We start from the raw sequence: 19788 nt of genomic DNA, 5'->3' as shown, positions 1-19788 counted from the left end.
GGAGATGTTGACCTGCTAATCAAAGTCATTCCCCTTCTCGATCCACCAAATAAGCATCAATTGCTTGCGGCCTTCTCGGCTGGCAGCCAGAGCGCCAAAGTATTGCAATTAATTCGTAATGCATCAGCCCATAACAACTTACAGACTATGGGCGATGTCCACAATATCCGATCAAGGTACATAATTTTTCCAATCGTACATCCTATACAGGCTCTCTTTTGGGTTGATCCGACATCAAGGGACTTCCTCGTCATCCATGCACTTGAGGATCTTCTAGACATAGGGCTTGCCGCCATCTGTTAGCCGATCTTCTGTTTATATTATCCAGTGACAGTCGGCTCTGGCCGACCCTCCAGAACAAGGATGGAACCCCCTAAATGACTCCTCGCTCTGACCAATTGCGCCATTTCGTGGATTGGTGCGATGCGCACATCAAAGGTGACGAAAAAGGCGAAGCACAGATTTTTCTTGATCAGTTTTTCCGTGCCTTCGGCCATGCGGGAGTTAAAGAAGCCGGCGCTGCGTTCGAGGAACGCATTAAGAAGGAAAACAAAGGCACCAGCTTCGCTGATCTGGTATGGAAGCCACTCGTCCTGGTTGAAATGAAAAAGCGTGGTGAAGACCTCACCAAGCATTACCGTCAGGCCTTCGATTACTGGGTGAGGCTGGTTCCGGGACGGCCACGCTGGGTCGTCCTGTGCAATTTCGATGAGTTCTGGGTTTACGACTTTGAAACCCAAATGGACAGCCCGGTCGATCAGATCAAGCTTGCCGAATTGCCGGACCGTTACGGCCCGCTCGCCTTCATGTTCCCAGAAGGCGATGAGCCCGTGTTCGGCAACCATCAGGAGCAGGTCACACGTGCGGCAGCCGATCAGTTGGTGGCTCTATTCCGGGCGCTGGTTGGTCGCGGCATCGAGCGCGACCTGGCGCAGCGCTTTACCTTGCAGGCCTTGATGGCGCTTTTCGCCGAAGACATCGGCCTGCTGGAAAGGTACTTCTTCGTTCGCCTGCTCGAAGACTGCACCACCCCCACGCTGGCTTACGACCTCATTGGCCAGCTTTTCGTGGAGATGAACACCCCGGGTATCACAGCAGGTGGGCGCTTCAAAGGTGTGCCTTATTTCAACGGCGGGCTGTTCGCCCAGCCGGCGCGCATCGAACTGACCAACGACGAAATCCAGTTGCTGCGAGACGCCGCCCGCTTCGACTGGTCGAAAGTGCGGCCGGAAATTTTCGGTGCCATTTTCGAGCACAGCATGGACGCCGAAGCACGCCACGCTTACGGCGCGCACTACACCAGTCCAGTGGACATCATGAAGATCGTCAGCCCAACTATCGTCGAGCCATGGCGAGCGCAGATTGAAAAGGCGAAATCGCTAAGCGCACTGAAAAAGCTGCTAGTGCGCATCGAGACTTTTCACGTGCTCGATCCCGCCTGCGGCTCTGGAAACTTTCTGTATGTCGCCTATCGTGAGCTCAAGCGGCTGGAAGCGCGCATCTACGAACGCATGGGCGAATACGTCAGCGTCAACACCGAGCAGCGCCCGTTTGGCTTTGTCACGGCTCGAAACTTCCACGGTCTGGACATCAATCCCTTCGCGGTCGAACTCGCGAAGGTCACCATGATGCTGGCGCACAAGCTCGCCATCGACGAGCTGCACATCGAAGAGGCCGCCCTGCCACTGGATAATCTCGACGCCAATTTCAGGGTCGGTGACGCGCTGCTGCGCGAAGACGGCAGCCGTGCGCCGTGGCCGGCAGCCGACGTCATCGTCGGCAATCCGCCCTTCCTTGGTGCCAAGCTGCTCAAGCCCAATTTCGGCACCGATTACGTCAACCGCCTGCGCAAGGCCTATCCTGAAGTGCCGGGCATGGCGGATTTCTGCGTCTACTGGTTCCGTCGTGCCGAGGCCCATCTGTCCGCCTGCACCACGCAGGACCCGCTGGCCGGCCGAGGCGGCTTGGTCGGTACACAAAATATTCGCAACAACGCCAGCCGCATCGGCGGGCTCGACGCCATCTGCGCCAGCGGCACAGTGATCGAGGCGGTGGACAACCAGCCCTGGTCGGGCGAAGCGAACGTGCACGTCTCCATCGCGAACTGGGTGAAAACGCAGGACGACGCGCTGCTGCCGAAGCTGCGGCGGCTGTGGTTCAAGATCGAGCCTGCCCCGGGCAAGGCGAAACGCGCGCGGGGCAGCGGCCAAGCCAGCAAGGACTACGAGCTGAACATGCGCGAGGTGGCGCATATCAATGCGTCGCTGTCGGACAAAGTGGATGTGGGCAGTGCTGAACGCTTGGCATGCAACAACGCTATCGTTGTTTCCCAAGGCATTACACCTGGACACTCGGGCTTCTTAATCTCAACCGAAGAACGCAATCTAATAGCGGAAAAAGGTGACGGTGAGGTTATTCATCCTTATCTCGTTGGCGACGATCTGCTTAGTGGGCGGCCCATAGAGCGATACATCATTGACTTTGGGGCGATGAATGTCCTTGAAGCAAGGCGTTTTAAAGTGCCCTTCACGCTCCTTATGCAGCGTGTTTTACCGGACATCAAGGCCAAATCAGAGCATTCGGAACGATCTTCATCGATTGACTTCTGGTGGCGCCACTGGCGGGGCCGGGCAGAACTGATTGGCGCTATTGGCAAAATGCCCCGCTATCTTGCATGCTCCCGCGTCACCAAGCGGCCCATCTTCGTTTTCGTCGACGCGCCCGTTCGCCCCGGCGACGCCTTGCAGGTGTTTGCGCTGGCCGACGATTACAGCTTTGGTATCCTGCAATCCGCTGCACACTATCATTGGTTCCATGCCAAGTGCTCGAATATGAAGTCGGACCCCCGCTATACCTCGGAGTCCGTTTTCGACACCTTTCCTTGGCCGCAGTCCGCCACCGTCAAACAGATCGATGCTGTGGCCGAGGCTGGCCGTCGTCTGCGCGCATTGCGTGACCAAGCTCTGCAATCCATGACTGGCGGCCTGCGCGCGCTCTACCGCACACTTGATCTGCCAGGCAAGAACCCTCTCCGCGATGCCCATGCTGGGCTCGACACCGCCGTGCTCAAGGCTTACGGCTACAGCCCAAAGCGTGACCTACTAGAACAACTGCTACAGTTGAATCAGCAGGTTGCCTCCGAAATGGCGGGTGGCAAAACAGTCGTTGGTCCGGGTATTCCAACGGGCTATCCCAATCCCTCTGGCCTGGTCTCCACTGATGCCTTTGGGCTACATCAAAATAATTTGTCAGCCATTCAGAAGTGGACCTAGATCGATATATTGCAGCCCACGACGGATGGGTCAGGCGGCAGTGTGGCCGTGAATCGGTATAACTTCCGCTCCGGCCTTCAATTCGTCCAGATAGTCCGCCCAAGACTGCATCATTTTGCGCCGATCGGACAGGTGGGCAGTGCGGTTGTAAGCGCGGCCGTTTGGGTCTCTTACCGCATGGGCCAGCTGGTGCTCGATCAGGTCAGGCCGAAAGCCCAGCACCTCATCAAGAATCGTGCGGGCCATCGCCCGGAAGCCGTGGCCGCTCATCTCATCCTTGGCAATGCCCAAGCGGCGCATGGCTGCCAAGATGGCGTTATCGCTCATAGGGCGTTCGCTTGTGCGCGCACTAGGGAAAACGTAGAGCCCGCCCCCCGTCAGGGCTTGCACTTCCCGGAGGATGGCGACAGCTTGGAGTGCCAGCGGGACAATGTGAGCGTTGCCCTTTTTGGATGCGATGTAGCGCCACTCAGCCGCGTCTAGGTCTATGTCCTTCCATTTCGCTTGCCGAAGCTCCCCGGGGCGCACGAATACCAGCGGCGCAAGCTGCAAGGCACAGCGCACAGTCAACGTGCCTTGATACGTGTCGAATGTCCGTAGCAGTTCTGCCACCTTGTGCGGCTCTGTTACCGCTGCCATGTGCTTTGACGTGACCGGCTGCAATGCGCCGCGAAGATCGCCTGTAGGGTCGCGCTCAGCGCGTCCGGTGGCCACAGCGTAGCGGAATATCTGCCCGCAGTTTTGCATGGCCCGGTGGGCGGTCTCAATCGCGCCTTTGCCTTCAATACGGCGGGCCATCGCCAGCAGTTCAGGTGCAGTTATCTCGGCAATCGGTCTGCCGCCCAGCCAGGGGAAAACGTACATTTCCAGTCGGCGCACAATCTTGCTGGTGTGAGTGGCTGCCCAGGTGGGGGTGTTTCTGGCTATCCACTCCCGCGCCACAGCCTCAAAGCTGTTGGCTGCCCGCTCTGCCCTGGCTGCCTTCTGTTGCTTGCGGTTCTCGCCAGGGTCAACCTCGTTTGCTAGCAGCTTGCGGGCTTCGTCTCGCCGTTCCCGCGCTTCCTTCAGTCCCACATCTGGATACTTGCCTAGCGCTAGCCGTTTTTCCTTGCCGCCGAAGCGGTATTTCAGCCGCCACAGTTTGCCCCCGCTGGGGGCGACTTCAAGATACAGGCCGCCACTGTCGGACAAGCGTATGGGTTTTGCCCCAGGCTTCGCGGTTCTGATTGCCAAATCACTAAGCGCCATGCGGTTTCCCTCCATTGTGGGGGCATGGTGTTTTCATATAACCAATATGCCCCCGAATATGCCCCCAGTGGCGGGGGCATTTCGTTGGACGATCTTAGACCGTTTTGGACGGAATGAAAAGAAAAAGCCCGCATTTACGCGGGCTTATGGATGGCGTTGGGTGTTGCTGGATTCTAATTTGGTGGGTCTGCACGGACTTGAACCGTGGACCAAGGGATTATGAGTCCCCTGCTCTAACCAACTGAGCTACAGACCCGGAACATGGGTGCCTCGCCGCGAGGGGCGAAGCCGGAGGCTTACACTTCGCCGCTGCCGGTAAAGCTTTTCAGCTTTTCGGAACGGGTCGGGTGGCGCAGCTTGCGCAGGGCCTTGGCCTCGATCTGGCGGATCCGCTCGCGCGTGACGTCGAATTGCTTGCCGACTTCTTCCAGTGTGTGGTCGGTGTTCATTTCGATGCCGAAGCGCATGCGCAATACCTTGGCTTCGCGCGAGGTCAGGCTGTCCAGCACTTCACGGGTGGCGTCGCGCAGGTTGGCGTAGATCGCGGAATCGTCGGGCGACAGTGTACTGGAATCCTCGATGAAGTCGCCGAGGTGGGAATCCTCGTCGTCGCCGATCGGCGTTTCCATCGAAATCGGCTCCTTGGCGATTTTCATGATCTTGCGGATCTTGTCTTCCGGCATTTCCATCTTGATGGCCAGTGTTGCGGGATCGGGTTCGATGCCGGTTTCCTGCAGGATCTGACGGCTGATGCGGTTCATCTTGTTGATGGTCTCGATCATGTGCACCGGGATGCGGATGGTGCGCGCCTGGTCGGCGATCGAACGCGTGATCGCCTGGCGAATCCACCACGTGGCGTAAGTCGAGAACTTGTAGCCGCGGCGGTATTCGAACTTGTCCACCGCCTTCATCAGACCGATGTTGCCTTCCTGGATCAGGTCGAGGAACTGCAGGCCGCGGTTGGTGTATTTCTTGGCGATCGAGATCACCAGCCGTAGGTTGGCCTCGATCATCTCGCGCTTGGCACGGCGTGCCTTGGCTTCACCGGTCGACATCTGCTTGTTGATGTCCTTCAGGTTCTTGATCGGCAGGCCGACTCGATCCTGCATCGCGATCAGTGCTTCCTGGTGCGCCTTGACTTCGTACTGCACTTTGGAAAGTGTCGAGCAGTATGCCTTCTTCGCGGCGATCTCCCGATCCAGCCAAGTCAGGTTGGTTTCGTTGCCGGGGAAGGTCTTGATGAAGTGCGGGCGAGGCATGCCCGAACGAGTGACGCAGAATTCCATGATCTTGCGCTCGTGCGAACGCACTTCCTCCACCGCACTGCGGATCTGTTCGCACAGGTTGTCCACCTGGCGCACCGAGAAGCGGATCGCCATCAGCAGTTCGGTGACTTCAGACTGGGCTTTCATGTGCTGCTGGCTGCCGAGGCCGTACTTGGCATGGGCGGTCTGTGCTTTCTTGTAGGCCTTGCGGATGAAGTCGAACTGCACGAGGGCTTCGGCTTTGAGTTGTGCCAGATTGGCGGCTGCAAGCTTGGCGCTGGCCTCTTCGTCGTCGTCCTCGTCCGCATCTTCTGCGTCGGCGGACGTGTCTTCCTCTTCAGCCGCGGCTTCGGTTTCCATTTCGACGAAGCCGTCGATCAGTTCGTCGATGCGCATCTCGTCTTTTTCGACCTGCGCCGCCATGTCCAGGATTTGCTGGATGGTGAGCGGGCACGACGAGATGGCCTGCACCATGTGGCGCAGGCCTTCCTCGATGCGCTTGGCGATCTCGATCTCGCCTTCACGCGTCAACAGATCGACCGAGCCCATTTCACGCATGTACATGCGGACCGGATCGGTCGTGCGGCCGAATTCCGAATCGACGGTGGTCAGGGCCTGTTCGGCTTCCGCGACCACGTCTTCGTCGGCGACGGCCGGGGCGGCCTCCTGCATCAGCAGGGTTTCGGCATCGGGCGCCTCATCGTAGACCTGGATGCCCATGTCGTTGATCATGCTGATCACGCCTTCGATCTGATCGGCGTCCAGCACCTCGTCGGGCAGGTGGTCGTTGATCTCGGCATAAGTCAGGAACCCCCGTTCCTTGCCGAGGATGATGAGGTTCTTCAGCTGGGTGCGGCGCGCTTCTGCCTCCACCGGCGTCAGCTCCTTCAGGGGAAGTAGCGCTTCGGGTTTTTTGGCGCCACCACCTGGTTTTCTTCCACGTACAGCCACAGGTTATTCTCCGCTCAGGTTCCGCCCCCGCGCATCGCACGCGGACAGAAAAAATCGTTCAAAAACCGGCAATTATACCGCAAGCCGGCACTTTGTCTTGCCGTTTCTGGCAAGCTAGGAACGTGCCAGTTCAGTCAACTCCTGGCGCTCGCTGGCGCTCAAACTGCCGAGCGGGCGCATGGCCAGTTCCTGTTGCCTTCGCCTGCGCCAATCGTCGCGTAACTGTTTGACGGCGCCATCGAACTCCGCGTTCCAGTCCCAGGTGTCGTCTTTGTCGAGCAAATCGGTCATCAACTCATCGATCAAGGGCTTCAGCACACTGCCTTTGGCCGTTTCGCTGAGGGTCTGCGGCTTGAGCGGGCCAACCTCGCGCAGCCAGGCCATCAGTTCGCCCGCAGGACCGCTCAGCGGGTCGTTTACGTCGAGCCAGCAGAGTTCGACCTCGGCAACCCGCTGTGGATTCATCAACAGGGTGCGTGCCAGACTGCGCACCCGCGATGGCGCTGGGCGGCGCTGCGGACGCGGGAGAGGGCGGCGCGGCGCGATGGGTTTGAGCCCGAGGCGGCTGAGTTCGTCAGCCTGGAGGTGCGCAAGTTCCGCAATCTGTCGCTGGATCAAGCTGGCCAGCAGGGGCGCGGCGATTTTCTCCAGCAGGGGCTTGGCGTCCTTGATCAGGGCGGCCCGGCCTTCCTGGCTGTCGAGTTTGCGGTTGCGTGTCAGTTCGCGCACAAGAAAGGCGGACAGCGGCAGGGTGTCGGTGTCCAGCAGGTGCAGGAACGCGTCGCGGCCGTGGGTACGGATATAGCTGTCCGGGTCCTCGCCTTCCGGCAGAAACAGGAAACTGACTTCCTTGCCGTCCTGCAACGCTTCCAGCGAATTTTCAAGCGCGCGCCAGGCGGCCTTGCGCCCGGCATTGTCGCCGTCGAAGGCATAGACCAGGCGGTCGGTGTGGCGCAGCAAGGTGCGCGCATGGATCGGCGTGGTGGCGGTGCCGAGGGTTGCGACGGCGAACTCCACGCCGAGTTGTGCCAGTGCGACCACGTCCATGTAGCCTTCGACCACGACGACGCGCCCGGCCGTCTTGATCGCGGCGCGCGCCTCGAACAGGCCGTAGATTTCCGAACCCTTGTGGAACAGCGGGGTTTCCGGCGAATTGAGGTATTTCGGTTCGCCCTGGTCGAGGATGCGCCCGCCGAAACCGACGATCTGGCCCTTGACGTTCCTGATGGGAAACATGATGCGGTCGCGGAAGCGGTCGTAGCGCCCGTGATCGCCATCGATGACGAGGCCCGAGGCGGCGATGGCGTCCGCCGCGTAGTCGTCGAAGACCTGCTTCAATGGGGAGCCCTCCGGCGAGTAGCCGATGCCGTAGCGGGCGGCGATGGCGCCGGTCAGGCCGCGGCGCTTCAGATAATCGATCGCGCGAGGGGTCTGTTTGAGCTGTTTCTTGTAGAACTGCGCCGCCTGTTCGAGCGCGTCCCACAGCGCGGGCGGCGGTTTGGGGCGCTCGGGCTCGCCGGACTCGGGCACGGGCAGGCCGACGTCCTGGGCCAGTGCCGCCACCGCATCGGGGAAGCTCATGTGCTCGTATTCCATGAGGAAGCCGAGCGCGGTGCCATGTGCGCCGCAGCCGAAGCAGTGATAGAACTGTTTGGTCGGGCTGACGGTGAAGGAGGGGGTTTTTTCGCTGTGGAAAGGACAGCAGGCTTGGTAATTCTGCCCGGCTTTCTTCAGCGGCACACGGCGGTCGATGACATCGACGACGTCGACGCGGGCGAGCAGGGTATCGATGAAATCGCGCGGAATCATGATGACCGCATGATAAACCCGGGCGCGTCGCGCCGGATGGGATCAGCCTGCGAGACGGGCCTTGATCAGCGCGGAGACCTGTCCCATGTCGGCACGGCCGGCAAGGCGGGGTTTCAGCAGACCCATGACCTTGCCCATGTCCTTGGCGCTGGACGCGCCGGATTCGGCAATGGCCGCAGCAACTGCGGCTTCGACTTCGGCGGCGGAGAGCTGTTCGGGCAGGTAGGCCTGCAGCACGGCGAGTTCGGCCTGTTCGGCCGCCACCAAGTCGTCACGACCGGCAACCTGGAACTGGCTGATGGAATCCTTGCGTTGCTTGATGAGTTTTTCGACGATGTTGCTGATTGCTGCATCGTCCAGTTCGATACGCTCGTCGACTTCTCTCTGCTTGATGGCAGCCAACAGTAGACGGATCGTGCCGAGGCGCGCCATCTCTTTGGCGCGCATGGCAGTTTTCATGTCGTCAGTGATGCGTGCCTTGAGCGACATGCGTGGGAAGATTCCGCGTCAGCGCGGAATCAATACATCTTGGGGGGGAGTTGCTGGCTGCGCAGGCGCTTGCTCTGGCGCTTGACTGCGGCGGCGAGCTTGCGCTTGCGTTCGGCGGTGGGCTTCTCGTAGAACTCGCGGGCGCGCAGTTCGGTCAGCAGGCCGACTTTTTCGATGGAACGCTTGAAACGACGCAGGGCGACGTCGAACGGCTCATTTTCTTTGACTTTGACGTGAGGCATGTGACAGTGGCTTCCGGGAAACGGGAAAAACGACAATAATAGCAAGCCCTCACGGATTTTTCCAGTCCCCTGTTTCCCCTATGTTGGTACTTGGCGTCGAGTCGTCCTGCGATGAAACCGGTGTTGCGCTGTATGACAGCGTGCGCGGCCTGCTGGCGCACGCGCTCTATTCACAGATCGCCATGCATAACGACTATGGCGGCGTGGTGCCCGAACTGGCGTCGCGTGACCATATCCGGCGCGTGCTGCCTTTGACACGCCAGGTTCTGGCTGAGAGTGGGTGCACACTGGCCGAACTCGACGGCATCGCTTATACGCAAGGGCCGGGGCTTGCCGGCGCTCTGCTGGTGGGGGCGGGGATGGCGCGCGCGTTGGCGTTTTCGCTGAATATTCCGGCAGTCGGCGTACACCATCTGGAAGGCCATATGCTGTCGCCGCTGATTTCCGATACGCCACCGGAATTCCCCTTCGTCGCCTTGCTGGTGTCGGGCGGGCACACGCAGTTGATGCGGGTGTCGGGCGTTGGCCGCTACACGCTGCTGGGCGAGACGCTCGACGACGCGGCCGGCGAGGCCTTCGACAAGACTGCACAATTGCTGGGCCTGGGCTATCCGGGCGGGCCGGCGCTGTCGAAACTGGCGGCCACGGGCGACGCCAGCCGCTTTACCTTGCCGCGCCCGATGCTCAATTCGGGCGATTTCGATTTCAGTTTCAGCGGCTTGAAAACTGCGGTGCTGACACTGGTGCGTAAGCAAGGGCTGGATCAGGCGGCCGACATCGCGGCGGCGTTTCAGGCGGCGGCGGTGGACGTGCTGGTGAGCAAGAGCCTGGCAGCCTGTGTCCACAGCGGTGTGACGCGGCTGGTGGTTGCCGGCGGCGTGGGCGCCAACGCGCATCTGCGAGAACAGCTTACGCGTGAGGCGGCAATGCGCGGGATCAGCGTGTTCTATCCCCGGCTGGAGTTCTGCACCGACAACGGCGCGATGATCGCCTACGCTGGCGCGCAGAGGTTGGCGACGCATATGAAGACATCTGACCTGACGTTTGCGGTCAAACCGCGTTGGGAGTTGGCGACGCTTGATGCCGTGTAAACCATTATCTGCGGAACATTGGGTAGGCCTCGCGCAAGGCCTTGAGCCATTTTTCACCACCGGTGAAGTGGGCAATCTGATCCGGGAACAGCAAGAACCCCACCAGAACGGCCATCAGGCACACTAGGATTACCGTGCTGAAAATGCTTTCCGGGCGCAGCACGCCCCAGTAGCGGCTAACTAGGAACAGCGTGTCCTTCTTGTGTTCCGACATCGACAGCCAGCGCCGCAGCAGCTTGACCGCGAGGTAAGCTGCGTAGCCTCCGGCCAGCGAAGCAAACACGATGCGGAAGATGGCGAACACGTCCAGTCCGCCGCCGAGATACTGGTGGTATAGCCAGGAGACGAAACCCAGCGACAGTGACGCCAGGATCGCGATGGCCACGTTGATGAACAGGCGCCGCCGTTCGCGGGCGAGGTCACGCTGTCGTTCGATGAAGAAACTATCGACTTCGCGCTTGAAGTATTCGACCTTTTCCTGCACCAGCGATGAAAATTCCGCCTTGGCGTGGACGATGCGGGCATCCATCAGGGAACCCAGCCGTTCGCCGGCATAGTCGACCAGTTCGCGTACGTCGTCCTTGGTGAACTGGCGCTGTTCATGCAGTTCGTCGGAAATCTTGTCGAGCTTGGCGTCGATCTCCTGGCTGGCGCGCCAGATGACATCCTTCAGTTCGGTGCCGGCCTGCGACACGCCTTCCTTGACGACATCCGACAGGCGTTCGCCCGCGTGGTCGATCGCTTCGCGCGACACCTCGGCGAGACTTTCCTTTGCGTGCTCGATGCTTTTGTCGAAGAAGGCCATGTTCAGTGAGATAGGGTCAGGAGCGAGCGCCGATACGTCCTTCCTGGCCGGTTACCAGTTTGATGAGATTGCTCTTGTGACGATAGACCAGCAGGAGGGCGACTACCAACACGGTCATGGCCGTATTGCCCCAACCCATCAGCAGGCCTGAATAGACTGGAGCCAGCACGGCGGTGGTCAAGGCGGCCAGTGAGGAAATGCGGAATAACCCGGCCATGAGCAGCCAGGTTGCCAGGCATGCCAGGCCGAGCCATGGGTTGAGGCCGAGCAGCAGGCCGAGTGCCGTGGCCACGCCTTTGCCGCCCTTGAAGCGGAAAAACACCGGAAACAGGTGGCCGATGAACACGGCCAGCGCGCACAGCAGAGCAATGTCTTCAGACAAATCGAACTGCGGAGCCAGCATGCGCGCCAGCACCACGGCCACCCAGCCCTTGAGCGCGTCGCCAAGGAGCGTCAGCGCGGCCGCAGCCTTGCGTCCGGTGCGCAGCACGTTGGTGGCGCCGGGATTGCCCGATCCGAAGCTGCGCGGGTCGGGCAGGCGCATGGCACGGCTGACGATCACGGCAAACGACAGCGAACCAAGCAAATAGGCAACGGCAATAAACAACAGCGTGGTCATAAACAAGTCAGTAAAATGGCGGGTTTTGGGCGGGCTTGTTGGTGAGCGCCGCCGTGGATGATCAAGACAATGGATATTCTATTTTTGCGGGACTTCCGTCTCGAGCTGATTATCGGCATATACGAGTGGGAACGCAAAGTTCCGCAGCCGGTTCGGCTCGATCTGGAAATCGGCTTGCCCGACAGCAAGGCCAGCGGGACCGACAACGTGGCCGACACCATCGACTATGGGGCGGTGGCTGTGCGGGTGAAAGACTACCTGCACAACGCGCCGCAACCGATCACGCTGGTCGAGTCGGTCGCCGAACATGTGGCGGCCATTATCCGCGGTGAATTCGGCGCGCCGTGGGTGAAAGTGTCGGTAACCAAGTTCGCCATCGTGCCGGGCATCAAGGAACTCGGCATCACCATTGAGCGCGGCACGCGTCTGTGAGCGTTGAGCAGATCGCCCTCATGGCGGTCATCCTGCTGGTGGCGTATTTCATCCGTGGTATCACCGGCTTTGGGTCGGGGCTGATCTCAGTGCCTTTGCTGGCGCTGATTTTTCCACTGAAATTCGTGGTGCCACTGGCCCTGCTGCTGGATTTCACTGCTTCGGTGGTAATGGGTAGCTTCAATTTCGGGCGTGTGAAATGGAGCGAAATCGGGATGCTGATTCCATTCGGCATCCTCGGCGTGATGCTGGGCACCAGTCTCTTGGTCAATTTGCCGTCCGGCCCCGTGATGATTGCGCTGGCCGGGTTTGTCTTCGTCTTTGCGGTTCGCAGTGTATTCAATATCCGCGGCGACAAGCTGATCGCGCGCGGCTGGGCCGTGCCGGCCGCGCTGACGGGGGGGACGGTCGGCGCGTTGTTCGGTACTGGCTGGCCTCCTTATGTCATTTACCTGACCCATCGCATTCGTGACAAAAGCGATCTGCGAGCGACGTTTTCCGCACTATTCTTCGCGGATGGCATGTCCCGCATCGTCAGTTTCCTGATAGCTGGGCTACTGATGAGTGCCAAGGTGTGGACCGCCTATTTTGCTGCGCTGCCGCTCATGCTGGGCGGACTCTATCTGGGTGGGCGCGCGCATATCGGGTTGAGCCCATTGCTGATGACGCGTCTGGTCGGTGTACTGCTGCTGGGATCGAGCGTGTCGCTTTTGTTCAAGGCCTTGCATGCATGAATATGCTTGAATCGTTGCATTTCCAATCCGTGTCATTCAGCGGTCTGGAGTCGGGAACGCGCCTTATCGTGCTGGGTGCGGTGCACGGTAACGAAACTTGCGGGACACAGGCGATCCGCCGCGTAATTGCCGAGATCGAGTCCGGACAACTGAACATCGTGGCAGGAAGCGTGACCTTCGTGCCGGTCACCAACCCGTTGGCCTATGCACGCCATCAACGCATGGGGGACCGCAATCTCAACCGCAATCTCGTGCCCACTGAAACCCCGGTCGAGTTCGAGGATCGCATTGCCAACTGGCTGTGCCCGTTGCTGGCACAGCATGACGCGCTGCTCGATCTGCATTCGTTTCACACTGCGGGCGAGCCTTTCGCCATGTTGGGTCCAGAAGACAACCAGGGCTTGCTGGAGCCGTTTGCACGTTCGCAGGAGGAAACCGCGCTGGCGTTGCGGCTGGGGGTTCGCCGATTCGTCGACGGCTGGCTCGATACCTATGCCGCAGGTGTCGCGCGCCGCTTGGCGGCCGGGGTGTCGGCACGCGAGGCCGACGTGCATTACGGCGTGGGCACCACCGAATACATGCGGGCGCAGGGCGGCATCGCGCTCACCCTTGAATGCGGGCAGCACGACGATCCTGCCGCGCCTCAGGTGGCTTATCGTGCCATTCGCAATACGCTGGCGCATCTGGGATTGTCGGCGTCGGCCAAGCCGGCAGCCGTGGCCGATACCGAGGCACTACGTCTGTATCAGGTCGTCGATCGCGGCCATGCCGACGATCAATTCGTTCGCGACTGGGCCAGCTTCGATCGCGTGCATGCCGGCGAAATCATCGGCATGCGCCACGACGGGGCGCCGGTGGCAGCTGATCGTGAAGGCTACATCGTGTTTCCCAACCCCAATGCGCAGCCTGGCCAGGAATGGTTCTATCTGGCAAAGCCGAGCGCGCGCGTGTGACGTTCAGCCGCGCGGATGGTGTTGTGCATGCAACTGCTTCAGCCGCTCGCGTGCGACGTGGGTGTAGATCTGCGTAGTGGAAATGTCGCTGTGCCCGAGCAGCATCTGCACGACCCGCAGGTCGGCGCCATGATTCAGCAAGTGGGTGGCAAAGGCGTGACGCAATGTGTGCGGTGACAGCGGACGGGTGATTCCGGTGGCCAGTGCGCGGCGCTTGATGAGATGCCAGAATGCCTGGCGCGTCATGCCTTCGCCGCGCGCAGTGACGAATACGGCGTCGGAAAGACGCTTTTCCAGCAACTGCGGGCGGGCTTCCGCCATATAGCGCCGCAGCCATTGCACCGATTCTTCGCCCAGCGGTACCAATCGATCCTTGTTACCCTTGCCGGTGACGCGTAATACGCCGTCGTTGAGATTGAGTGCAGTCAGTTTCAGCCCTACCAGTTCCGAGACTCGCAAGCCGGTGGCATACAGCGTTTCCAGCATCGCACGGTCGCGCAGGCCCAGGGTTGTGTCGGAATCGGCGCTGTTGAGCAGGCGTTCGACATCCGTTTCGGTCAATGTCTTGGGCAGCGCCCGCGGCAGTTTGGGACGGTCCAGATTGAGCGTGGGATCGCTGGCGATCAGGTTTTCACGCAGCAGATAACGGTAAAAGCGTTTCAGCGCCGAACTGTAGCGTGCCGCACTGCTGGGCTGGCTGCGGTGGGCGAAGCGCCACGCCAGGTAAGCTTCGAGATCACCCGAGACGACCATATCCAGGCTGCGTGCCCGTTCTTTTCCCAACCAGGAGGCGAAGGTTTCCAGGTCGCGCCGATAAGCTGCCAGCGTGAGGTCGGCCAGGCCGTCTTCCAGCCACAGATGATCGCAAAACCGGTCAATCAGAGCGTCGCTCATGCGCCAGCAGCCAGGTTTTCACGTCGAGAGGCGCGCCGTTCGATGCGTGCATGAACCCTCCGAGTCCGCTGACCGCCACGACGCGATGGCAGGGAATGAGGATGGGCAAGGGATTGGATCCGCAGGCCTGCCCCACCGCGCGCGCAGCCGTGCCGAGCTGTTTGGCCAAGGCGCCGTAGGTTGTCGGTCGCCCGAGAGGGATCGCCATCAGCGCATGCCATACGCGTAACTGAAATGGGGTGCCCAACGGTGTGTAGGTCAAGGCGAAGGCATGAGCTGGATTGCGCCAGTAGGCATCGAGTTCGCGGCTTAGTTGGTGGGCGCGGGCGTCCAGCCTGTCGGAGAGGGGCGTCTCGATGGGCAGAAAATCCAGCCGTGTCAGCACCTCGCCGGTGAAGCGGGCACCGAGACGGCACATCGGGGCGGGTAGGATGGCGTCATACGCAAGCATGATGGCATTCTAAGCGGGGAGACGCAGCCTGTCAGGACGTCACGGTGCGAAGCTGATTTCCGAGGCCGGCTTTCAGGGGGGTGGACGGGTGGCAGCAAGGTCGACCAGGCTGCAGCTTGTCTTGCGCGTGACTTGGCAATCCGGCGTGCCCGGGACATATTCAAATGCACATGAACGCGCCTGTAGCATGGTCCAGTCTGCTTTGGAGTAGGCCTGCGCCGGCAGGTTGGGCGGGTAGAACACGCAGCCGACGCAAAGGTCTTCGGTTGTACAGTCTGAGGGGGCGTGCATAGGGCTTCCTTCAAGCAGTTTACGCTGTTGCGACTGCCCGCCAGGCACAGTCCCAGACTTCGTCCAGATAGCCTGGCAGGGGTTGAGGCAGGATTCCGTCCAGGCGTGAGGTAATCATGCGGATGGGGCCGCCGAACAGGCTGGCGGAGGCGACCATGACATCCATCTGGCGGATTTCACCGCGCGCGATGCCGCGGGTGATCATCTCGCGCATCATGGCAAACGGCCGCGAGGCGCAGACCGGAGGTTCATTCGGCAAAAACTCACGATGCCGGGCATATAGAAGGAAAGCCATTTCCCGTGGTTCGGCTTCGGCCCAAGCGAAAAGGCGGGCCACCAGTTCACGGGCCTGGTCGTGGCTGCTGCCTTCCCTGCGTACGACGCCATCGATGAGGTGTTGCATCCGGGCAGTGAGCGCCGCGTATAACGTGCGTGCCAGCCCTTCCTTGTCGCCGAAATGATGATAGATCGATCCTATGCTCACGCCGGCCGTGCGGCCGATGTCATGAACCGACGTATTGAAATACCCTTTTTCGGTGAACAGGCGCAACGCGGCACCCAGCACGAGCGTGCGGGTGTCTTCCTGCTGAAGGGCGGCTACTGACATGGACTGTGATTAGAACGAACGTTCGTTCTAATTTAGTGCGATACGCGGTCGCGGTCAAGCACGGTTTGCGGGCGGGTGAAACAGGCCAATCTGGCAAGGGATCAAACAACTACGCCCGCATGATGCGGGCGTAGTTGCGGGCAGTAGGAAACGGTCTATTCCGCAGCTGTGGCCGCAGCCTTGCGGGCGGGCAGCTTTTCCTTGATGCGGGCGGACTTGCCGGAACGCTCGCGCAGGTAGTACAGCTTGGCGCGGCGCACGTCGCCACGGCGCTTGACTTCGACACTGGCGACCAGCGGCGAGTAGGTCTGGAAAGTGCGCTCGACGCCTTCGCCAGCGGAGATCTTGCGCACGGTGAAGGCGGAGTTGAGGCCACGGTTGCGCTTGGCGATGACGACGCCTTCGTAAGCCTGCAGGCGTTCGCGGTTGCCTTCCTTCACTTTCACCTGAACGACGACGGTGTCGCCGGGGGCGAAGACGGGGAGGGTTTTGCCCAGGCGGGCGATTTCTTCCTGTTCGAGTTGCTCGATGATGTTCATGATGTTTCCTTACATCTGGCGGGAGAGGTGCACCCTGGCGGGCGGACGTCACGCCGTTTCACATTGGCCCAGGGGTTTGTTTTAACTCCAGCGCCGCTCATTTCCAGCCTAACTTATGCAAGCTGGTCAATCCGTTTACTTCCGCGCCTGCTCCAGCAGGTCGGGCCGCAGTGCGGCGGTGAGCCGCAAGCTTTCTTCGTGCCGCCATTTGGCAATCGCCGCATGGTTGCCGCTTTTCAGCACTTCGGGCACTGCCAGGCCCTGCCACACCTCGGGCCGGGTGTAGTGCGGACAGTCCAGCAGCCCGTGGCTGAACGAATCCTGTGCGGCCGATTCGGCGTCGTTCAGCGCGCCCGGCAACTGCCGGATGAGGGCATCCATCAGCGCCAACGCGGGGAGTTCGCCACCCGACAGCACAAAGTCGCCAAGCGAAAGCTCCTCGTCCACGCGGCGCTGCAGCAGCCGCTCGTCGATGCCTTCATAGCGGCCACACAGCAATACCAGTGCAGACCTTTCCTTCAATTCCATCACCCGCTGCTGCGTCAGCGGACGACCCCGGGGTGAAAAATGCACCACCCACGGCGTCAAATTCTCGCCGGCCAAGTCCTGCTGCACAGCGTTCAGCGTGCGGTCCAGCGGCTCGGCCAGCATCAGCATGCCGGGGCCGCCGCCATAGGGCCGGTCATCCACCGTGCGGTGCGGATCATCGGTGAAATCGCGCGGATTCCAGGCCTTGAACCGGTACACCCCGCGATCCAGTGCCCGCCGCGTGATGCCGTAATCCAGTACGGCATCGAACATCTCGGGGAAGAGCGTGACCGCATCGAAGCGCATCAGTAGTCTTCGCCCCAGTCCACCTCGATCGTTCCGCCTGCCAGATCGACCTTGCCAACAAAGGCCGCGACGAACGGAATCAGGTGTTCGCGCGTGCCTTTGACGACCAGCAAGTCGTTCGCCCCGCTTTCCATCAGGCTGTCGACCTTGCCCAACTCGATGCCTTCACGGTTCACCACGGTCAGGCCAATCAGGTCCGACCAGTAAAACTCATTCTCTTCTGGCGGCGGCAATGCGCTTTTCGCCACCGAGATTTCCTGTCCGCGCAGGGCATACGCCGCGTCGCGGTCGTCGATGCCCGCCAGTTTGGCGACCAGGGCTTTGCCGTGGTCCTGGATGATCTCGACGGTGTAATGCGTCTGCTGTTCACCGCGCCCGACACGCCAGGATTCGAAATCCATCAGCGCGCCCGGGTCTTCGCTGTAGGGCTGGACCTTGACCCAGCCCTTGATGCCGAACGGGGCGGCGATGCGCCCCATAACGACCCAGTCATTATTCAATGCAGACAGCCGACCCAGGCTTCGGTTTCAGACAAATCAGGCAGCAGCGGGCTTGTTCTGCTTGACCAGACGGGCGACGGTGTCAGACATCTGGGCACCGTTGCTCACCCAATAACCGATGCGGTCCTGATCCAGGCGCACAGCTTCGGCGCCTTCAGCGGCCACCGGGTTGTAGAAACCGACGCGCTCGATGAAGCGGCCATCACGGCGGCAGCGCGAGTCAGCGACCACTACGTTGTAGAAAGGACGGTTTTTGGCGCCGCCGCGCGAAAGACGAATAACGACCATGATTCAACCCACCGGTAAACGGAGAAAACCGCGAATTATACCCAAAAATCCCTGTCTTGCCAGTGGGCAGGGATTACCGCATTCCCGGCAGCATGCCTTTCATGCCGCGCATCATCTTGCTCAACCCGCCCTTGCCCATCATTTTCATCATCTTCTGGGCTTGTTCAAACTGGTTCAGCAGTTTGTTGACCTCCTGCACCTGTACGCCCGCGCCGGCGGCAATGCGGCGCTTGCGCGAGGCTTTGATGATGTCGGGTTTGCGGCGCTCCAGCGGGGTCATGCTATTGATGATGCCTTCGACCCGGTTGATCGCCTTGTCGTCGGCGCCTGCCGGCATGGTCATCTGTCCCGCGCCGGGGAGCTTGTCCATGAGTGCGGAGAGGCCGCCCATTTTGCGCATCTGCTGGATTTGCGCCTTGAAGTCCTCGAGGTCGAAGTCCTTGCCCTTCTTGACCTTGTCGGCGAGTTTCTTGGCTTCGGCCAGATCGACCGAGCCTTGTGCCTGTTCGATCAGCGAGAGCACGTCGCCCATGCCGAGGATGCGCTGCGCCATGCGTTCGGGATGGAAGGCTTCCAGCCCGGTGGGCTTTTCGCCGACGCCGATGAACTTGAGCGGCTTGCCCGTAATGTGGCGCACCGATAGCGCCGCCCCGCCGCGCGCATCGCCGTCGAGCTTGGTCAGCACCACGCCGGTGAGCGGCAGCGCTTCATTGAAAGCCTTGGCGACGTTGACGGCGTCCTGGCCTTGCATGGCATCGACGACGAACAGCGTCTCGATGGGCCGGACCGCGGCGTGCAGCGCCTTGATCTCGTTCATCATTGCCTCGTCGATCGCCAGGCGGCCGGCGGTGTCGACGATGAGTACGTCGTAGAATTGCTTGCGCGCGTGATCCTGCGCGGCCTGTGCGATTTTCAGCGGGTCGCGTTCGTCGCCTGCCTCGAAGAAAGCGACATCGAGCTGCTTGCCGAGCTGGCGCAGCTGGTCGATGGCGGCGGGTCGGTAGACATCGACGGAGGCGAGCAGGACTTTCTTCTTGCGGTTTTTCAGCAGCAGCGCGAGCTTGCCGCTGGTCGTGGTCTTGCCTGAACCCTGCAGGCCGGCCATCAAAATCACCGCGGGTGGTGTGGCGGCAAGGTTCAGTTCGGCGTTTTCTCCGCCCATCAGGCGGGTGAGCTCTTCGTGGACAATCCCGATCAATGCTTGGCCAGGCGACAGGCTGGTGAGCACTTCCTGGCCCAGCGCGCGGGTCTTGACCGCTTCGATGAAGTCCTTGACCACCGGTAGCGCAACGTCAGCTTCCAGCAGGGCGAGGCGCACCTGGCGCAGGGTGTCCTGTACGTTGGCCTCGGTGATGCGTGCCTGCCCGCGTAGGGATTTGACGACGCCGGCGAGGCGTCCGCTGAGATTTTCTAACATGGCTTCCTTGTTGCCGCTATGGGCGGCATGGATAATGAGGCTGGCTGAATCCGATAT

21 protein-coding genes and 1 tRNA gene are annotated in these 19788 nt (G+C 60.8%); 5 read left to right on the top strand and 17 right to left on the bottom strand.

What is annotated here, in order from left to right:
- Positions 1 to 377 precede the first annotated feature (377 nt).
- Positions 378 to 3272 (top strand): DNA methyltransferase, encoded by a 2895-nt coding sequence (locus B058_RS0103480; protein WP_040723261.1) that lies wholly within the window; start codon positions 378 to 380, stop codon positions 3270 to 3272.
- A 30-nt stretch (positions 3273 to 3302) separates the two neighbouring features.
- Here the strand turns inward: B058_RS0103480 and B058_RS0103475 are convergent, their stop codons facing one another.
- The 6 genes from B058_RS0103475 to rpsU all read right to left on the bottom strand — a co-directional run bounded on the left by B058_RS0103475 (position 3303) and on the right by rpsU (position 9276).
- A complete protein-coding gene (locus tag B058_RS0103475) occupies positions 3303 to 4520 on the bottom strand; it encodes a tyrosine-type recombinase/integrase (RefSeq protein ID WP_018507084.1) in 1218 nt (405 codons plus the stop codon).
- A 179-nt stretch (positions 4521 to 4699) separates the two neighbouring features.
- Positions 4700 to 4776 (bottom strand) — tRNA-Ile (locus B058_RS0103470).
- Positions 4777 to 4816: 40 nt separating this feature from the next.
- A complete protein-coding gene (rpoD, locus tag B058_RS0103465; protein ID WP_018507083.1) occupies positions 4817 to 6658 on the bottom strand; it encodes an RNA polymerase sigma factor RpoD in 1842 nt (613 codons plus the stop codon).
- A gap of 192 nt (positions 6659 to 6850) precedes the next feature.
- A complete protein-coding gene (gene dnaG, locus B058_RS0103460) occupies positions 6851 to 8545 on the bottom strand; it encodes a DNA primase (protein WP_018507082.1) in 1695 nt (564 codons plus the stop codon).
- A gap of 42 nt (positions 8546 to 8587) precedes the next feature.
- Complete coding sequence (locus B058_RS0103455) at positions 8588 to 9034, bottom strand: GatB/YqeY domain-containing protein (protein WP_018507081.1); 447 nt, start codon at positions 9032 to 9034, stop codon at positions 8588 to 8590.
- Between the two features lie 29 nt (positions 9035 to 9063).
- Positions 9064 to 9276, bottom strand: a complete 213-nt coding sequence (rpsU, locus tag B058_RS0103450) for a 30S ribosomal protein S21 (RefSeq protein ID WP_011312897.1) — start codon at positions 9274 to 9276, stop codon at positions 9064 to 9066.
- Between the two features lie 80 nt (positions 9277 to 9356).
- Here rpsU and tsaD point away from each other — a divergent pair, with 80 nt between their 5' ends.
- Complete coding sequence (gene tsaD, locus B058_RS0103445) at positions 9357 to 10367, top strand: tRNA (adenosine(37)-N6)-threonylcarbamoyltransferase complex transferase subunit TsaD (protein WP_018507080.1); 1011 nt, start codon at positions 9357 to 9359, stop codon at positions 10365 to 10367.
- 4 nt (positions 10368 to 10371) lie between these two features.
- Here the strand turns inward: tsaD and B058_RS0103440 are convergent, their stop codons facing one another.
- Both B058_RS0103440 and plsY read right to left on the bottom strand, forming a co-directional pair.
- Positions 10372 to 11172, bottom strand: coding sequence for a hypothetical protein (locus B058_RS0103440; protein WP_018507079.1), 801 nt, complete (start codon positions 11170 to 11172; stop codon positions 10372 to 10374).
- Between the two features lie 16 nt (positions 11173 to 11188).
- Positions 11189 to 11791, bottom strand: coding sequence for a glycerol-3-phosphate 1-O-acyltransferase PlsY (plsY, locus tag B058_RS0103435; protein WP_018507078.1), 603 nt, complete (start codon positions 11789 to 11791; stop codon positions 11189 to 11191).
- A 69-nt stretch (positions 11792 to 11860) separates the two neighbouring features.
- On the opposite strand from plsY, the gene B058_RS0103430 reads away from it, so the two are divergent.
- Genes B058_RS0103430 through B058_RS0103420 form a run of 3 tightly spaced genes read left to right on the top strand, consistent with a single transcriptional unit; the run spans position 11861 to position 13910 of the window.
- On the top strand, positions 11861 to 12223 hold the full coding sequence (locus B058_RS0103430; RefSeq protein ID WP_018507077.1) for a dihydroneopterin aldolase: 363 nt from the start codon (positions 11861 to 11863) through the stop codon (positions 12221 to 12223).
- Positions 12220 to 12957, top strand: coding sequence for a sulfite exporter TauE/SafE family protein (locus B058_RS0103425; protein ID WP_018507076.1), 738 nt, complete (start codon positions 12220 to 12222; stop codon positions 12955 to 12957). Before B058_RS0103430 ends, B058_RS0103425 begins: the two co-directional genes overlap by 4 nt.
- Before the next feature lie 2 nt (positions 12958 to 12959).
- Positions 12960 to 13910: a M14 family metallopeptidase gene (locus tag B058_RS0103420; protein ID WP_018507075.1), complete on the top strand. Its 951-nt coding sequence runs from the start codon at positions 12960 to 12962 to the stop codon at positions 13908 to 13910.
- A 3-nt stretch (positions 13911 to 13913) separates the two neighbouring features.
- Here B058_RS0103420 and xerD read toward each other — a convergent pair whose 3' ends face one another.
- From xerD to ffh, 9 genes are all read right to left on the bottom strand, one after another.
- Positions 13914 to 14804, bottom strand: coding sequence for a site-specific tyrosine recombinase XerD (gene xerD, locus B058_RS0103415; RefSeq protein WP_018507074.1), 891 nt, complete (start codon positions 14802 to 14804; stop codon positions 13914 to 13916).
- Positions 14785 to 15255 carry a methylated-DNA--[protein]-cysteine S-methyltransferase gene (locus B058_RS0103410; RefSeq protein WP_026240600.1) on the bottom strand — a complete coding sequence of 157 codons (471 nt, stop codon included), beginning with the start codon at positions 15253 to 15255 and terminating at the stop codon, positions 14785 to 14787. The genes xerD and B058_RS0103410 overlap by 20 nt, the downstream gene beginning before the upstream one ends.
- Positions 15256 to 15327: 72 nt before the next feature.
- Positions 15328 to 15546, bottom strand: a complete 219-nt coding sequence (locus B058_RS18000) for a hypothetical protein (RefSeq protein WP_081616715.1) — start codon at positions 15544 to 15546, stop codon at positions 15328 to 15330.
- A 19-nt stretch (positions 15547 to 15565) separates the two neighbouring features.
- Entirely contained in the window at positions 15566 to 16153 is a 588-nt protein-coding gene (locus B058_RS0103405; protein WP_018507072.1) for a TetR/AcrR family transcriptional regulator, read from the bottom strand.
- Positions 16154 to 16308: 155 nt separating this feature from the next.
- Positions 16309 to 16692, bottom strand: a complete 384-nt coding sequence (gene rplS / locus B058_RS0103400; protein ID WP_018507071.1) for a 50S ribosomal protein L19 — start codon at positions 16690 to 16692, stop codon at positions 16309 to 16311.
- A 135-nt stretch (positions 16693 to 16827) separates the two neighbouring features.
- Positions 16828 to 17526 (bottom strand): tRNA (guanosine(37)-N1)-methyltransferase TrmD, encoded by a 699-nt coding sequence (trmD, locus tag B058_RS0103395; RefSeq protein ID WP_018507070.1) that lies wholly within the window; start codon positions 17524 to 17526, stop codon positions 16828 to 16830.
- Entirely contained in the window at positions 17526 to 18005 is a 480-nt protein-coding gene (gene rimM / locus B058_RS0103390) for a ribosome maturation factor RimM (RefSeq protein ID WP_018507069.1), read from the bottom strand. The genes trmD and rimM overlap by 1 nt, the downstream gene beginning before the upstream one ends.
- A gap of 57 nt (positions 18006 to 18062) precedes the next feature.
- On the bottom strand, positions 18063 to 18314 hold the full coding sequence (gene rpsP, locus B058_RS0103385; protein WP_018507068.1) for a 30S ribosomal protein S16: 252 nt from the start codon (positions 18312 to 18314) through the stop codon (positions 18063 to 18065).
- 73 nt (positions 18315 to 18387) lie between these two features.
- On the bottom strand, positions 18388 to 19731 hold the full coding sequence (gene ffh / locus B058_RS0103380; protein ID WP_018507067.1) for a signal recognition particle protein: 1344 nt from the start codon (positions 19729 to 19731) through the stop codon (positions 18388 to 18390).
- Between the last annotated feature and the right edge of the window lie 57 nt (positions 19732 to 19788).

Source organism: Thiobacillus thioparus DSM 505, from assembly GCF_000373385.1.
Taxonomy (GTDB): Bacteria; Pseudomonadota; Gammaproteobacteria; order Burkholderiales; family Thiobacillaceae; genus Thiobacillus; species Thiobacillus thioparus.
This window is presented reverse-complemented; position numbering and strand designations above follow the sequence as displayed.